Raw genomic sequence first — 16,432 nt, 5'->3', positions numbered from 1 at the left:
AAATTTGCTCAACCAATCATTATGGCAATATTATCTTTTATTAAACCCGATAAAGTAATCCTTCTTAACTCAACAGACTTCAGAGGTCAATTCGAATTCAGACCGTTGGAGCCAGGTTTCGGTTTAACAATCGGGAATGCATTGAGAAGAGTTTTACTTTCTTCTCTAGAAGGGTTTGCTATTTCATCTATCAAAATTGAAGGTGTAGAGCATGAATTTTCTACTATCCCTGGTGTTATTGAAGATGTAACAGAAATCATCCTTAACCTTAAACAACTTCGTCTAAAAGCAAAAACCGAAGGTGCTACGGCAGAGCAGGTTTCTGTAAAAGTGACGGGTAAAGAGGAAATTACTGCTGGTGACTTTGCTTCAGCTATTAATGGCTTTGAAGTATTAAATCCGGATTTAGTGATCTGTACTCTTAATAAGGATGTTAACTTTGAGATAACTTTCAATATTGAGAAAGGTAGAGGTTATGTTCCGTCAGATCAAAATAAATCTAACAATGCACCGATAGGCACTATAGCGATCGACTCTATTTTTACCCCAATCAAAAAGGTACAATATAGTATCGAAAACTATCGTGTTGAGCAGAAAACTGACTACGAGAAACTTATTCTTGATATCGAAACTGATGGGTCTATCACTCCTCAGAACGCTTTAACTGAAGCATCTAAAATATTAATTTACCACTTCATGTTGTTCTCTGATGAGCGTATTACTCTTGAGACTGAAGCCGTTAAAGCTTCTGCTCAGTACGATGAGGAAACGCTTCACACAAGACAACTTCTTAAGTCTAAACTTGCAGATATGGATTTATCTGTAAGAGCACTTAACTGCTTGAAAGCAGCTGAAGTTGAAACATTAGGTGAGTTAGTTTCTTTCAGCAAGTCGGATCTAATGAAATTTAGAAACTTCGGTAAGAAATCCCTTACTGAACTGGAAGAGCTAGTTCATGCCAAAGGACTTAACTTTGGTTTTGACGTAAGTAAATATAAGTTGGACGCTGATAAATAATCCTAAACAATGAGACACGGTAAAAAATTCAACCACTTAGGTAGAACAGCTTCTCACAGAAGTGCTATGCTTTCAAACATGGCATGTTCCCTAATTGAACATAAAAGAATCCATACTACAGTTGCTAAAGCTAAAGCACTGAGAGTATTCGTAGAGCCTATCCTTACAAAATCTAAGGAAGATTCTACTCACAATAGAAGAGTAGTTTTCTCTTACCTACAAAACAAAGAAGTAGTAAGCGAACTATTCAGAACAGTAGCACCTAAAATCGCTAACAGAAACGGTGGTTATACAAGAATCATCAAAACTGGTTTCAGACCTGGTGATGCTGCAGATACTGCACTTATCGAACTAGTTGACTTCAACGAGCTTTACAATCCAAACGAAGCTGAGAAGAAAACTACAAGAAGAAGCAGAAGAGCTACAACTACTAAAAAAGCTGAAGCTGCTCCGGTTGCTGAAGCTAAAGTTGAAGAAACTGAAGCTCCAGTTGCTGATGCAACTGAAGAAAAAACTGAAGAATAATATTCTTTCAGATATAAAAATAAAACCGTTCAGATTTCTGAACGGTTTTTTGTTTTACAAGAGTCTCTAAAACTAAGGTGCCGGGAAATGATTGCATTTATCCGGATCAATTGGAAGACATGCTCCGTGCTGACTGTAATACTGACAATAACCTTCTGGGCACCTTCCTCCCATTGGCGGAGCAGAGGCTCCCTGAATTTGTTTCAGATCTGTTTTTGATAATCTTTTCATAATAATACTTTTGAATTAATTGGTTGGTCTGTTGAATTTAAATAAAATTTTTAAATGTTAGTGATGACATTTAATGTCTATACTTTTTTAATAAATATTTGTGTGTAAAAAGTCAATACTAGAATAGGGGTATAAATTCATAATTATAAAAATACTATCTGCGGATTGTGTTTTTTATGTCCTTTCATTTCCATAACTTAGCCAAAACTTTTTAACCTATGAAGAACCTGCAAAGACTTTTAGTCCTGTTTGTTTTATTTGCATGTAATGTGCTTATATTTTCTCAATCCAAGAAAAGTACATTTGAGATTAAAAACGGACATTTTTTATTAAACGGAAAACCATTCTCCATTCACTCCGGAGAAATGCATTATCCCCGAATTCCGCAAGAATACTGGAAGCATCGTCTTCAAATGATGAAGGCAATGGGACTAAATGCCGTTACAACTTATGTTTTCTGGAATTACCATGAAGAAAGCCCAGGGAAATGGAACTGGTCCGGAGAAAAAGATCTGAAGAAATTTATAAAAACCGCACAGGAAGTTGGATTATATGTAATTATAAGACCTGGTCCATATGTATGTGCCGAATGGGAGTTTGGGGGTTATCCATGGTGGCTTCAAAATATTAAAGGACTAAAGATCCGTGAAGACAACGACCAGTTCCTTGCAGAAACCCAGAAATATATTACACAATTATACAATCAGGTAAAAGACCTTCAAATTACTAATGGGGGGCCTGTTATTATGGTGCAGGCAGAGAACGAATTTGGTTCATTTGTGGCACAGCGAAAAGATATTCCACTTGCAAGTCACCGTACATATAATGCAAAGATTGTAAAACAGCTTAAAGATGCCGGATTTAGTGTACCTATGTTTACTTCAGATGGATCATGGTTATTCGAAGGAGGTAGTGTTGTAGGTGCTTTACCTACTGCCAATGGAGAAGATAATATTGAGAATCTTAAAAAAGTGGTGAATCAGTATAATAACAATCAGGGACCTTATATGGTTGCTGAATTCTATCCTGGATGGTTGGGACACTGGGCAGAGAAATTTCCAAGAGTAGATGCAAGTACTGTAGCACGTCAGACAGATAAATACCTTAAAAATGATGTTTCCTTTAACTACTATATGGTACACGGTGGAACTAACTTTGGGTTTACTAACGGAGCAAACTACGATAAGAATCATGATATCCAACCAGACCTGACATCTTATGATTATGACGCTCCTATTACCGAAGCCGGTTGGAGAACTCCTAAATACGATTCTTTGCGCGCTGTTATTTCAAAAAATACAAAAGCCAAGCTTCCGGAAGTACCGGCACCAATAAAAGTAATCGATATTAAAGATATTAAACTAGGCAAGTTGTACAACTTCTTCAGCTATGCAGAAGGACAGCAAGTTGTAAAAGGTGACAAGCCTCTTTCCTTTGAAGAGCTTAATCAAGGGCATGGGTATGTGCTTTACCGCCGTCATTTCAACCAACCGATTAGTGGTACTCTTGACTTAAAAGGACTTCGCGATTATGCAACTATTTATATTAACGGAGAAAAAGTAGGAGAACTGAACAGATACTATAACCAGTATACAATGCCAATTGATATCCCGTTTAACTCTACATTAGAGATTTTAGTAGAAAACTGGGGAAGAATTAACTATGGTTCCCGTATTAATGAAAATACAAAGGGTATTATTTCTGCAGTTAAGATTGGAGATACAGAAATTACAGGCAATTGGGAAATGACGAAATTACCTTTCCCTGATCAGTTCGCATCAACAATCAAGGCGAAACCTGTTGAAGCAAGTAAGCAGGCACAACTGAAAGATGTTCCTGTATTATACCAAGGGGAATTTGAATTGAGTGAAACCGGAGATACTTTTATCGATATGCAAAACTGGGGTAAAGGTGTAATCTTTGTAAATGGTAGAAATATTGGACGTTTTTGGAAAGTGGGACCGCAACAGACGCTTTACATTCCGGGAGTATGGCTGAAGAAAGGTAAGAATGAGATTATCATTTTTGATCAGCTAAACCAAAAGATACAAAGTACTGTCTCAACTGTTAAAACACCTATATTGGATCAGTTAGTAAAACCATAAATATTATTGCTTTATACATAAAATAATGGATAAGATTTTTCCTTATCCATTTTGTTTTTAATAAATTTGTTAGACTTAAAAAAACTAAAAATGAGTTATATTTCTTACATCGATGCCAGACAGATTTTGGATTCTCGTGGCAACCCGACAATTGAAGTGGATGTGTTTACCGAAAGCGGAGCAATGGGAAGAGCAGCAGTTCCTTCCGGTGCTTCTACAGGAGAACATGAGGCTGTTGAATTACGTGATGGCGGCGCAGAATTCCTTGGGAAAGGAGTATTGAAAGCAGTAGAAAATGTTAGAGAGATTCTTGCACCTGAATTAGTAGGATTATCTGTGTTTGAACAAAACTTATTGGATGCCGTGATGATAGATATCGACGGTACTTCTAATAAAGCAAAACTTGGTGCAAATGCTATTCTTGGAGTATCTCTGGCTGCTGCTAAAGCTGCTGCTGCAGAACTAAGAATGCCACTTTATAAATATGTTGGAGGTGTTAATGCTAATACGCTTCCTGTCCCGATGATGAACGTTATCAACGGAGGATCTCACTCAGACGCGCCAATCGCATTCCAGGAATTTATGGTTATGCCGGTTGAAGCTGACTCTTTCTCTCATGCATTGAGAAAAGGAACTGAAATTTTCCACAGCCTTAAATCTATCCTTAAAGGAAGAAATCTTTCTACAGCTGTAGGAGATGAAGGTGGTTTCGCACCAACTTTCAACGGTACAGAGGATGGTCTGGATACGTTACTTCAGGCAATTGAAAAAGCAGGATATAAGCCAGGTGTAGATATTATGTTAGCATTAGACTGTGCTTCTTCAGAATTCTACAAAGATGGTATCTACGATTACAGAAAATTCGAAGGAGATAAAGGAGCGCACAGAACACGCGAAGAGCAGGTATCTTACTTAGCAGAATTATGTAACAAATATCCGATTATCTCTATCGAAGATGGTATGCAGGAAGATGACTGGGAAGGTTGGAAATTGCTTACTGATAAAATCGGAGACAGAGTACAATTAGTAGGAGATGACCTTTTTGTAACTAATGTAAAACGTTTGAAAAAAGGAATCGACGAAGGTATTGCAAACTCCATCCTTGTAAAAGTAAACCAAATTGGTTCTCTTTCTGAAACAATGGCAGCTGTACAAATGGCACAAAATAACCGTTATACAACAGTAATGTCTCACCGTTCAGGAGAAACTGAAGATGCTACTATTGCAGACCTGGCAGTAGCACAAAACTGTGGACAAATTAAAACAGGATCTGCTTCACGTTCAGACAGAATGGCGAAGTACAACCAACTTCTTAGAATTGAAGAAGCTCTTGGAGAGACTGCAATCTATCCAGGTTTTGACGCCTTCAAGATCAATAGAAAATAACAATTAAAAGTATCTCTCCTTGCAGTATTCTGCAAAATAGAGTATTTTTAGACAAATAAATCAAAATAATATGTCAGACAATAAAGTTGTTCTAAACTATGATGGACAGGCTTATGAGTATCCGATCGTAGAAAGCACTCTGGGAGATAGAGGAATCGATATCTCCAAGCTAAGAGACCAGACTGGTCTTATCACTTTAGATTTAGGTTATAAAAATACAGGAGCTACAATTAGCGAAATTACTTACCTAGATGGTGATCAGGGAGAATTGTTCTACAGAGGCTATCCGATTGATCAAATTGCTGAGAAATCTAATTTCACTGAAGTAATGTATTTGCTATTAAATGGCGAATTACCAAACAAAGAACAATTCAGTGGTTTTGAAAGCAACATAAAGAAATATAACTTCATTGCTGACGAGATGAAGAAAATTATCGATGTTTTCCCTCGTTCAGCTCACCCTATGGGCGTATTATCTTCCTTAACTTCTGCACTTACAGCATTCAATCCGAAAGCTGTAGATGTAAGCTCTAAAGAAGATCTTGACCATGCTGCTGAACTAATGATTGCTAAGTTTGCTCACCTTTGTGCTTGGACTTACAGAAAAACTCAGGGATTACCATTGAACCATGGAGACAACAAACTTAATTATGTTGAAAACTTCTACAAAATGGCATTCAGATTACCAAATGAGGAATTTGAATTAGATCCTGTTGTAGTAGGTGCATTAGATAAGCTATTAATTCTTCATGCTGATCACGAGCAAAACTGTTCTACTTCTACAGTAAGAATGGTAGGTTCAGCTCACACTGGTCTTTTTGCTTCTATTTCAGCAGGTGTTTCTGCACTTTGGGGACCTCTTCACGGAGGAGCTAATCAGGCAGTAATCGAAATGCTTGAAATGATTGACAAAGACGGTGGTGATGTATCCAAGTATGTAGCAAAAGCTAAAGATAAAAATGATAACTTCCGTTTAATGGGCTTCGGACATAGAGTTTATAAAAACTTTGATCCAAGAGCTAAAATCATTAAAAAGGCAGCTGATGATATCCTAGGTAAATTAGGAATACAGGACAAAGCTTTAGATATTGCAATGCAATTAGAAAAAGTAGCTTTGGAAGACGATTACTTCGTAGAAAGAAAACTATATCCAAATGTAGATTTCTATTCTGGTATTATTTACAGAGCTTTAGGAATTCCTACAGAAATGTTTACAGTAATGTTTGCATTAGGAAGACTACCTGGATGGATCGCTCAATGGAAAGAAATGAGATTGAAAGGAGATCCAATCGGAAGACCAAGACAAGTTTATCAAGGTGCAAAGGAAAGAAACTATGTTCCTATGGAAAACAGATAATATTCCTCAAAGAATATCATAAATCAGAATCCCAAAATTTATTTTGGGATTCTTTTTATTTATACCCAAACAATAAAAGTTCCGGTAATTTAAAATTGAATACAATTAATTAGTATTTTTATGATATATAATAAGCTTATGTACAATGACTATAGGGCAGCAGATTTTATTCTTCTTTAGCACAATAGGAGCTTTTAATGGATTGCTGTTGGGGAGCTATCTTTTGTTTGTAAGAAAGCTAAAATATATTCCGAACTTCTTTTTGGGGCTTCTTCTATTAATGCTCAGTATTAGAGTCGGAATATCTGTATGCTTTTATTTTGAACAGGACTTGCCCAGGATTATACCGCATTTAGGGCTTGCAGCACTTTATTTCGTAGGCCCGGCATTGTATTATTTTGTATTATCATCCTTTCAGCAAGAGAAGTTTAATATAAGAAAATGTAAAAATAACTTTGGTACTTTAACTATTGTTTTGGGGATTGTAGGCTTTCTATATCTTATTTTTCCGGTTACATGGATGCAATATTTCGGGGCTTTTGTTTATGGTGTATGGATGGCGTTTGTTTTACTTTCAGTTTATCAGTATTACATCCTGTCGAAAAAGTATTCAAGAAATCTGAGCAAATTTATACTCCCGGTTCTGGTTAGTAATGTTATCATTTTCTCGGTATACGAACTTATTTCCATCGAAATAGTAGAAATTTATTGTCTGAGCGGAAGTCTGGTATTTTCATTTATTTTGTATGCCAACTTTCTTATTCTGTTTAATCGCAAATATCATACACTAAGTCTGAAGGAAATTGGTAAGTATTCTAACAAAAAAATATCTGATGAGAGAGCAGATAATTTTGTAAACAGATTAGACCAATTGATGTATACAGAAGAGCTGTATAAAAATCCTAATCTGAAGCTAAGTGACCTTGCATCCAAAATGAATATCTCTACACATCAGCTTTCACAGCTTCTCAATGATAATTTAGGTAAAAGCTTTTCTATCTATGTTAATGAATACAGAATAGAAGAAGCTTGTAGAATAATTATTTCCGACTCATTTCTTAAAATTGAAGAGATAGGATATGAAGTCGGTTTTAATTCGAAATCAACCTTTTTCTCGACTTTCAAAAAAATAAAAAACGCCACACCGCAACTTTACAGAAACTCTTCAGCTAATTGAAAATAAGTGCTGATAAGTCTGAAATTATAATTCCGGACTTCCATATTTAAAATCCAGGCCTGCTTCCACACTTCGTTCCGATATTTTTGAGTCATCAAAATCAAAACTATGACTACAAAATTTTGGGGTATTATCTTATTTCTTCTATCAGTAAGTATTACTGCACAATCTATTCGGGGGAAAATTATTCATGCAGAAAATGGAAGACCGGTGACAAATACAGAAATTCAGTTATTTAAATCTTCAGATACACTTGCACAGAAAACGATTACAGATTCATTGGGTGTTTTTAGTTTTTCACAAAATATTTCTCCTGCTTTTTATCTTTTGATTGCAGCAGATGGATTCGATCCGATGAAGATCGAAAACTTTACAAATAATCAGAATATTTCACTTCACCCAACTGTTTCTACGATTTCCGAAGTAACAATTCAGGGTAGAAAAAGCGTGCAGTTGAATAATGGTAATCCTGAGTATTCTGTTTCCGGAAATAAAGATTTAAAAACGGCTGTTAATCTTATAGATGTTCTGCGAAAGACACCGGGAGTTAGCTTGGGTGAAGATAACGCTGTAATGATAGGGAGAAATACAGCAAATATTTTTGTAGACGGACAACCATTAGTAATGAGCGCTCAGGAATTACAGAACTATTTGAAGACACTGACTCCGGAAATGGTGAACACTGTAGAAATAATATCAAATCCTTCTTCCAGATATGATGCGGAAATAAAGGGAATTGTAAACATTAAACTTAAAAAGAACAATCAACTTGGCTTACGGGGGAGTTATTCGGGAAACCTTCAGATAAACAAAACAGTATTTGTTGAAAATAATCTGAATATTTCTTATAATACAAGCAGAGTTGCTTATAAACTAGTACTAGGTTATAATAACGGAATCAATACCTATAAGTATAATGCACTGCAACATTTGGCAAATACCAATGTTATGAGAACCAATATATACCAGAAAATGTTCTGGCGGGTATATAGTTTTCAAGCCGGATTAGATTTTAGAATAAATGATTATAACAAAATTGGCCTAACATTTAGGAAAAATGACCGCTATGACCAAAGAAATAGAATTGGTGAATTATTGACCCGTAAAAATGATGATATTGATATAGTTTCAGCTACCGGAAGCGAAAATCCTATTAATTATCACCAGAATAACACAGGCGCAATCCTGGATTACTCTTTCAGTAAAAATAATTTTGAGTTCAATGCAATTGGGAATTACCTGTCAGTAAAAAACAATCAGAATGATGATTTTATTGACAGAGATAAGCTGTCGGAGGCAAAATTATCTCACTGGAAATCAGACTTGCTTAATAAAGTAGATATACTGACTTTGCAAACCGATCTTTCCAAAAAAATAGGGAGTTCCAGTCTGGAGGCGGGATTAAAATTCAGTTCCTCGGAGACACATAATAATATACGTTATGATACACTTTCTTCTAGCCAGAAATTTGAATATGATCCAGGAAGGAGTAATGTCTTTTTATACAAAGAAAAAATTTATGCAGGCTATATTTCTTACAGTCAAAAATTTGGGAAATTCAGCATTAATGGTGGCTTGAGAGTTGAGCATACGAATAGTATTTCTAATGCGATAACGATGGATTCGGTTGTTAGCAGAAGTTATACCAAATGGCTTCCATCACTTAATATAGGCTATGCTATAAATAACTCGACTGAGTTGTCTTTATCATATAGCAAGCGAATGACAAGACCTCCATTTTCACAGCTTAATCCTTTTCGGGTATACTTTAGCCCGCTTAATTATTGGATAGGAAATCCTTATTTACTTCCCTCCGTTACCAGCCAGTTAAAGGCAACATTTCGTGAAAAAAACTTTATCACCTCCTTAATCGTCGGAAGAGAAAATGATGTTATTGTAAGATATCCTGTCTATCACCCGGACACTAATGTTTTAGAATATTTGGGGACAAACTTGCCTTATCAGGATTTTGCAGCTCTGGAAATTTCATTCCCGATAAAACTGACAAAATGGTGGAACGTTAATACACAATGGACAGGTAACTATAATTATGAATACAGACCTTATTTAGATACAGTTTTTACGAAAAGTCTTTATTCATATACCCTAAGAATAAATCAGACATTTACACTTCCTAAAGGATATACAGCTAATGTTTTTTCGCATTTTGAATCTCGGTCAGGAAATAGTCTTTACATTTATAAATCCCGCTATACAGTTGATTTATCAATACAGAAAAATTGGCTTGATAATAAACTAAATACAACATTAAGTTTTAATAATGTTTTTGACAGTTTTGCGCAGACAGCAATCTTCCGACACAAAGAAATTATGAATAATCGGTTTCGACATTGGAATGATCTTCGGAAAATAGTTTTTGCATTAAGTTATAATTTTGGTTCCTCAAAATATGAATCTAAAGAACTTAAAAGAAGTGAAGAAGAAAGCAGAGCACGATAAAATGCCAAGTAAAAAGTATTTATGTGGATAAAAAATTCATATAAAGTTAAAATATGATCCAAATTTAGATAAAATATCTTCTGTTTTGTTTTAAACATGATTTGGTTTATACAAGTAGCATTTTTAATACAAAATATAACTCTAAAAGTGAATTATTATCCTAAAGTACTCCATTTGTGGAAGATTTCTGATTTGTTTAGATTTGCGTTTCTAGTTTTTATTTATGAAGCTAAACATTACAAATGAAACGGCGAGACTAAGAAGTGTTGTCTTGGGACAACCTCAGTCAATGGGAGATACTCCGGAGTTAAAAGACTCTTATGATGCTAAATCTTATCAGAGCATTAAAAAAGAAATCTACCCCGTAGAGAAGGATATTATATCGGAGATGAATGCTTTTGAAAAAGTACTCCATAAATATAATGTAGAAGTTTTCCGTCCCGAAATTATTAAAGATTACAACCAGGTTTTCTCCAGAGACGTTGCTTTTGTTATCGACGACAAAATGATTATTTCCAATATCATTGAAGACAGAGCAGATGAGCAAGAGGCTTACAGAAAAATATTTGAAAAAGTTCCGTGGAGAAATATTATCAATCTGCCGGAAAGTGCTCATATAGAAGGTGGTGATGTTATTGTATGGAATGACTTTTTGTTTGTAGGAACATGCTACAGCCAGGACTACAGAAGTTATAAAACAGCACGTACTAACGAATATGCAATAGAAATACTAAAGGAATATTTCCCTCATAAAAGGATTATAGATCTTGATCTGAAAAAAGATGACAAAAATCCAAAGAAAGGAATTCTGCACCTCGATTGTACATTTAATCCTATAGGGAAAGATAAGTGCGTTATTTATAAAGACGGTTTCGTAGAAGAAAGTGACTACCAATTGCTGTTAGATATTTTTGGCGAAGAAAATTGCTTTGTTATCAATAACGAAGAAATGGTAGCAATGGTACCAAATATTTTCTCAATAGACCACGATATCGTTGTAACAGACGGTTCCTTTACAAGACTGAATCAACACCTGAGAGAAAAGTGGAATTTTACAGTAGAAGAAATTCCATATAGAGAAGTTTCCAAGATGGGAGGACTTTTACGTTGTTCTACAATGCCTTTGGTGAGAGAAAAATAAATTTTTTATTTGCAGATATAAATAATATCTACTACTTTTGTCGAGGATTTACATGCAAATCCATTTACTTATCCAGAAAGACGGAGGGAATTGACCCGGTGAAGTCTTGGCAACCTGCAAAAGTAAGGTGCCACATTCAACCCCAAAAAAAGGGAAAGATAAGTCTGAAAAAATTTTGAAATATTTATAACAAAATACTCAAAACTCTTTCGACTTGTCGGAAGAGTTTTTTTATTCTCCGGCATTTACTCATTTCTTGGATAAGTCTGAACTAATAGATAACTAAAAAAACAAGATATTATGAGTAACTACAGATTCGAAACGTTACAGGTACATGCAGGGCACGAAGTGGATAAAGATACTAACAGCCGTGCTGTTCCACTTTACCAGACAACATCTTATACTTTTAATGATGCACAACATGCCGCAGATCTTTTTGGTCTGAAAGCTTTTGGAAATATCTATACCCGGATTATGAATCCAACCACAGATGTCTTTGAAAAAAGAATTGCAGCTTTATATGGTGGAGCAGGAGCTCTGGCAGTTTCTTCAGGACATGCGGCACAATTTATTGCTATAACTAATATCCTTCAGCAAGGAGATAATTTTGTAAGCTCACCGTATTTGTATGGAGGAAGCTATAATCAGTTTACTGTAAGCTTCAAAAAACTGGGAATTGATGCCCGTATTGCTAAAGATGATAATGCTGAAGATTTTGAAGCGCTGATCGATGAAAATACTAAAGCTCTATATATTGAAACCATCGGTAATCCAACGTTAAATGTAGCTGATTTTGAGGCTATTGCTAAAGTAGCCGAGAAACACCAAATTCCGTTAATTGTCGACAATACTTTTGGTGCCGGTGGTTTTCTTTTTAACCCATTTGAATATGGAGCTTCTGTTATTGTGGAATCGGCTACTAAATGGATTGGTGGGCATGGTAGCAGCGTTGGAGGAATAATAGTTGACAGCGGGAAATTTGACTGGTCAAACGGGAAATTTCCATTATTATCGGAGCCTTCTCCAGGATATCATGACTTGGTGTTTACAGATGTTTTTGGTAAGAATTCTCCTTTCGGAAATATTGCCTTTATTATTAAAGCGAGGGTAGAAGGGCTACGCGATTTTGGTCCGGCACTGTCCCCATTTAATTCTTTTCAGCTAATACAAGGATTAGAGACACTCTCTTTAAGATTGGAAAGAATTGTGCAGAATGCACAAAAGCTGGCTGAATATCTGGAGCAGCATCCTGATGTAGAAAGTGTTATTTATCCGGGACTTTCCAACTTTACAGATAAAGCAAATGCAGATAAATACCTGAAGAGAGGCTTTGGCGGAGTTCTGAATTTTGAGGTAAAAGGCGGAAAAGAAGCAGCCGTGAAACTTATTAATTCTCTAAAATTAGCAAGTCATTTAGCTAATGTAGGAGATGCTAAAACATTAGTAATTAATCCGGCGTCTACCACACATGAACAGTTAAGTGATGAACAACAAGCTGCTGCAGGAATTAAACCAGGCCAAATACGTGTAAGTGTCGGAATCGAGCATATAGATGATATTATAGCAGATTTTGCACAGGCATTTTAAAAATATTCGTACTTACTTTACTTTTATTAACAGTTCCGTTGAAGAGATTCGACGGAACTTTTTTATTTTTGCTCTATAATAAATATTATGCAGTCAACTGATACGATTTTAATGATAGAGCCTATTGCATTTGGATTTAATGCACAAACGGCGGTAAATAATTATTTTCAGGTAAATGATGAATCTAAAGAAACACAATCTGAAGCACTGAGAGAGTTTAATGCTTTTGTAGATAAGCTTAGAAGCAAAGGGGTGAATGTAATTACTGTAAAGGATACCTTGGACCCACATACGCCAGATTCTATCTTCCCAAATAACTGGGTGAGTTTCCATCAGGATGGTACTGTAATTTTATATCCAATGTTTGCTGAAAACAGAAGACTGGAACGCAGAAATGATATTTTAGATCAATTGTCCGAAAAAGGACTTAGCATTGCTGCTGTTAAAGATTATTCAGTATTTGAAGCAGAAAACAAATTTTTGGAAGGAACCGGGAGTATGATTTTGGATCGTGAAAATAAAATTGCTTACGGAGCTATTTCATTACGTCTGGATGAAGAAATTTTCAGAAAATGGTGTGCTGAATTTGGTTATGAACCTGTAGTATTTCATTCTTTCCAGTCTGTAAACGGAGAAAGACTTCCGATTTATCATACAAATGTTATGATGTGTGTAGGAAGTGACTATGCTGTAATTTGTCTGGATACAATTGATGATACTACAGAAAGAGAATTGGTAGAAAAAGCCCTTACGGAAAATCATAAAGAAGTAATTGAAATTTCTGAAGAACAAATGCAGAATTTTGCGGGTAATATGCTTGAAGTAAGGAATAATGAAGGGCATAAATTTTTAGTAATGAGTGAATGTGCATATAAGAGTCTTACCTCAAGGCAGATTCAAACTATAGAAGCACATGCCGAGATATTACATTCGGATCTTCATACAATAGAAAAGAATGGTGGTGGTAGTGCCCGTTGTATGATGGCTGAAGTTTTTCTTCCGAAAAAATAAAGATATAATATATAAAAATAAACGCGCCGCAGGCTTTGCCTGCGGCGCGTTTCGTGAAAAATATAGTTTGATATTGGTTTGATTTATTTTGTTCTGTTTTTTATAGCATCAGTAGCAGCTTCTATATCACGTACTTTTTTAACTTTCTTATTTCCGAAATTATAAGTGATGGATAAATCCAGTTGGCGTCTGTACATATAGTTGTTTACATAATTAAAGCTTCCGTTAAGTTTTGGATCGTTAATGATTACTTTATTTGTATCTAATACGTCGTATACAGTAGCCATAAAGGTCCAGTCTCCCCATATTTTTTTCAGACTAAGATCTAAGCTTCCTAATGCACCTAGTTGTCCCAACTCTATTTGTTGTTTATCTACAAACCAGTAATTGATACCTGCATACCACGTTTTAGCTTTATCCAGACGAATATTGTTATTGGCCTGAAGATTTAAACTTGTTGAATTTACGTTGTTAATATATGGGATGAACTTGTCCCCATTCAACGGATCTGTGTCCAGATATCCTTTGTTAATATTGACTAGAACACCTACATTAAGAGTTGTAGTCCAGTATCCCTTGAAGAAGCTTTTTTGCATTCCTACAGTAAAATTAAGCTCTTGTTTATTTCCGAAATTGGTACGGATGTAACGAAGCTCATTAATCGTAGTAGGATAGGTAACAGGATTGTTGGTTGCCGGATCTATAACAGGGTTATTATTTGCATCAAGTTTAATCACATCTACTGTTCTTTCTCTCTGTAAAGGAACCTGTGTAATAACATCCTTATAGAAACTATGCCCTACAATGAAATAATATGAGTTTTTGTACATATAAGTCAGCTCCTGATTGTAAGTCGATGATGCCTTTACAAAAGGATTATTCTGGATATAGTTATATTGTGTCAGATAAGTTCTAACAGGGTTTAGCTCCCAGAAAGAAGGTCTTCTCATTCTGCTTGAAAATGCATAAGAAATATTATTATCCTTGTTAATTGCATAATTCAGACTCAAGTATGGAAGAAAATTGTTGTAATCTCTTTTGATTTTGCTCAAACTTGGATCTGCAGCATTCGATGATTCTCCAACACTATTGGTTATTTCATAGCGGGCACCAACTTTTCCGCTAAATTTATCCGAGAACTTTTTATCCAATGTCAGATAGAGACCATAAATATTTTCAGTATAAATAAAATGATTAGGGTTATATACTCTGTCATATTTATTATCCTTAGCATTCCAATTGTCTGTATAGGATTTAGTATCGTTATCAGTTTTGGTGTGATTGTAATTTCCACCAACACTTAGTGTAAAATCATTCTTAAACTTTTGTACATAGTCCACCATTCCTGAAAAATTATTGATCATCTGGGGCGTGCTTTGTACAATATTGGTCATTATATCTGGCGTGCCAGAATTTCTATAAATGATATCTCCATTTTGGTTAGCATTTATTGTTGTATTGGTACTATTCTGCCCTCTGTGGTAGTTCAGGTAAGCAGCATTCACATTTAATTTACTTCCTAAAGAATCTGTCTTTAATTCATAATTTAAATTGACAGAATTATTATAGGATTGGGCATTTTCATAGCTTTTCGTCCAATTATATCTGCTTTGCCACTTATTCTTATCATCCAGGAATTTTACTGTATTGAACAAGTCGGACGTAGATGCAAAGCTTTTATTATACCAGGTATTATAGCTTAATGCCAAGTTACTATTGTCAGTTAGTGCATAGTCAACATTCAGATAACCGCCATAGTTTTTATTCGGATCGTTAACAGAACCTTGTGATTGGTTTGTTGAACGCTCGTTACCGTTTCTTAATAGATATGTTTGGTATGATGTCCAGTCACTTGTATTAAAACTAGAACTTATACCGAGTTTATCTTTTCTGTAATTGACGGAAACTCCTGCTCCGGGATTATTGAAACGTCCCTGATTATTTGTCATTCTCAGATTTCCATTTAATCCGTTATCAGCTCTTTTTTTAAGTATAATGTTGATAATTCCGTCTGATGATTCTACCTGATATTCACTTCCAGGCATCGTAATCACTTCTATTTTCTGGATATTCTCTGCGGGAGTATTTTTCAAAAACGCCGCAAGAGCATCTGCATCCATTTGAGTTTTTCTTCCGTTGATAAAAATAATAGCGTTAGACTTACCAGCAATTTTTAGTGTTTTATCATCTGTTGTAGAAACTAATGGTGTTTCTTTTAAAAGATTAAGAGCTGTATTTCCTTTTGCTACAGGAGATGCTGCTACGTCATAAACAAATCTGTCTGTTTTTTTCTGAAAGACTTTCTTTGTAAGTGTTACTTCCTCAATCTTTTTTGTGGTGGCTGTATCTTTTTTGGATTGCTGTGCTGTTACCAGGATACTCCCCAGAATTCCTATAGAGAAGATTAATCGTTTCATAGCAAGTTTATTTTAGGT

Annotated in this window: 12 protein-coding genes and 1 riboswitch; of the genes, 10 read left to right on the top strand and 2 right to left on the bottom strand. The window is 35.3% G+C overall.

All coding sequences use genetic code 11. The features are described from left to right. The first annotated feature begins 21 nt into the window (after positions 1-21). Together C8J95_RS00345 and rplQ are read left to right on the top strand one after the other, a co-directional pair. Positions 22-1,017, top strand: a complete 996-nt coding sequence (locus C8J95_RS00345) for a DNA-directed RNA polymerase subunit alpha (protein ID WP_009087283.1) — start codon at positions 22-24, stop codon at positions 1,015-1,017. Positions 1,018-1,026: 9 nt separating this feature from the next. Beyond that, complete coding sequence (gene rplQ / locus C8J95_RS00340; protein WP_059155897.1) at positions 1,027-1,542, top strand: 50S ribosomal protein L17; 516 nt, start codon at positions 1,027-1,029, stop codon at positions 1,540-1,542. A 72-nt stretch (positions 1,543-1,614) separates the two neighbouring features. On the opposite strand, the gene C8J95_RS18620 is transcribed toward rplQ, so the two are convergent. Continuing rightward, positions 1,615-1,773: a hypothetical protein gene (locus C8J95_RS18620; RefSeq protein ID WP_158267933.1), complete on the bottom strand. Its 159-nt coding sequence runs from the start codon at positions 1,771-1,773 to the stop codon at positions 1,615-1,617. Positions 1,774-1,991: 218 nt separating this feature from the next. On the opposite strand from C8J95_RS18620, the gene C8J95_RS00335 reads away from it, so the two are divergent. The 8 genes from C8J95_RS00335 to ctlX all read left to right on the top strand — a co-directional run bounded on the left by C8J95_RS00335 (position 1,992) and on the right by ctlX (position 13,997). After that, complete coding sequence (locus C8J95_RS00335; RefSeq protein WP_107807159.1) at positions 1,992-3,878, top strand: beta-galactosidase family protein; 1,887 nt, start codon at positions 1,992-1,994, stop codon at positions 3,876-3,878. Between the two features lie 90 nt (positions 3,879-3,968). Further along, positions 3,969-5,264 (top strand): phosphopyruvate hydratase, encoded by a 1,296-nt coding sequence (gene eno / locus C8J95_RS00330; RefSeq protein ID WP_059155895.1) that lies wholly within the window; start codon positions 3,969-3,971, stop codon positions 5,262-5,264. 70 nt (positions 5,265-5,334) lie between these two features. Then, positions 5,335-6,621: a citrate synthase gene (locus C8J95_RS00325; protein ID WP_034871574.1), complete on the top strand. Its 1,287-nt coding sequence runs from the start codon at positions 5,335-5,337 to the stop codon at positions 6,619-6,621. A gap of 145 nt (positions 6,622-6,766) precedes the next feature. After that, positions 6,767-7,798, top strand: a complete 1,032-nt coding sequence (locus C8J95_RS00320) for an AraC family transcriptional regulator (RefSeq protein ID WP_107807158.1) — start codon at positions 6,767-6,769, stop codon at positions 7,796-7,798. A 108-nt stretch (positions 7,799-7,906) separates the two neighbouring features. Then, the gene (locus C8J95_RS00315) at positions 7,907-10,258 is read left to right on the top strand and encodes a TonB-dependent receptor domain-containing protein (protein WP_107807157.1); all 2,352 of its coding nucleotides are present in this window, start codon (positions 7,907-7,909) and stop codon (positions 10,256-10,258) included. Between the two features lie 223 nt (positions 10,259-10,481). Further along, a complete protein-coding gene (locus C8J95_RS00310; RefSeq protein WP_107807156.1) occupies positions 10,482-11,399 on the top strand; it encodes a dimethylarginine dimethylaminohydrolase family protein in 918 nt (305 codons plus the stop codon). Between the two features lie 65 nt (positions 11,400-11,464). Then, a riboswitch (SAM riboswitch) is annotated at positions 11,465-11,564 on the top strand. Positions 11,565-11,699: 135 nt separating this feature from the next. Next, a complete protein-coding gene (locus tag C8J95_RS00305) occupies positions 11,700-12,986 on the top strand; it encodes an O-acetylhomoserine aminocarboxypropyltransferase/cysteine synthase family protein (RefSeq protein ID WP_107807155.1) in 1,287 nt (428 codons plus the stop codon). 87 nt (positions 12,987-13,073) lie between these two features. Next, positions 13,074-13,997 carry a citrulline utilization hydrolase CtlX gene (gene ctlX / locus C8J95_RS00300; protein WP_107807154.1) on the top strand — a complete coding sequence of 308 codons (924 nt, stop codon included), beginning with the start codon at positions 13,074-13,076 and terminating at the stop codon, positions 13,995-13,997. 83 nt (positions 13,998-14,080) lie between these two features. Here ctlX and C8J95_RS00295 read toward each other — a convergent pair whose 3' ends face one another. After that, positions 14,081-16,414, bottom strand: coding sequence for a TonB-dependent receptor domain-containing protein (locus tag C8J95_RS00295; RefSeq protein ID WP_107807153.1), 2,334 nt, complete (start codon positions 16,412-16,414; stop codon positions 14,081-14,083). Positions 16,415-16,432: the final 18 nt, after the last annotated feature.

Origin of the sequence: Elizabethkingia sp. YR214 (assembly GCF_003058195.1) — a bacterium.
Taxonomy (GTDB): Bacteria; Bacteroidota; Bacteroidia; order Flavobacteriales; family Weeksellaceae; genus Elizabethkingia.
Note: the sequence above shows the minus strand (reverse complement) of the source record. Positions and strands in the feature narration are given on the sequence as shown.

Excerpts from the sequence above, each read along its gene's own strand:
- C8J95_RS00345 (WP_009087283.1), top strand. The coding sequence starts at position 22 with ATGGCAATATTATCTTTTATTAAACCCGATAAAGTAATCCTTCTTAAC.
- rplQ (WP_059155897.1), top strand. The coding sequence starts at position 1,027 with ATGAGACACGGTAAAAAATTCAACCACTTAGGTAGAACAGCTTCTCAC.
- C8J95_RS18620 (WP_158267933.1), bottom strand. The coding sequence starts at position 1,773 with ATGAAAAGATTATCAAAAACAGATCTGAAACAAATTCAGGGAGCCTCT.
- C8J95_RS00335 (WP_107807159.1), top strand. The coding sequence starts at position 1,992 with ATGAAGAACCTGCAAAGACTTTTAGTCCTGTTTGTTTTATTTGCATGT.
- eno (WP_059155895.1), top strand. The coding sequence starts at position 3,969 with ATGAGTTATATTTCTTACATCGATGCCAGACAGATTTTGGATTCTCGT.
- C8J95_RS00325 (WP_034871574.1), top strand. The coding sequence starts at position 5,335 with ATGTCAGACAATAAAGTTGTTCTAAACTATGATGGACAGGCTTATGAG.
- C8J95_RS00320 (WP_107807158.1), top strand. The coding sequence starts at position 6,767 with ATGACTATAGGGCAGCAGATTTTATTCTTCTTTAGCACAATAGGAGCT.
- C8J95_RS00315 (WP_107807157.1), top strand. The coding sequence starts at position 7,907 with ATGACTACAAAATTTTGGGGTATTATCTTATTTCTTCTATCAGTAAGT.
- C8J95_RS00310 (WP_107807156.1), top strand. The coding sequence starts at position 10,482 with ATGAAGCTAAACATTACAAATGAAACGGCGAGACTAAGAAGTGTTGTC.
- C8J95_RS00305 (WP_107807155.1), top strand. The coding sequence starts at position 11,700 with ATGAGTAACTACAGATTCGAAACGTTACAGGTACATGCAGGGCACGAA.
- ctlX (WP_107807154.1), top strand. The coding sequence starts at position 13,074 with ATGCAGTCAACTGATACGATTTTAATGATAGAGCCTATTGCATTTGGA.
- C8J95_RS00295 (WP_107807153.1), bottom strand. The coding sequence starts at position 16,414 with ATGAAACGATTAATCTTCTCTATAGGAATTCTGGGGAGTATCCTGGTA.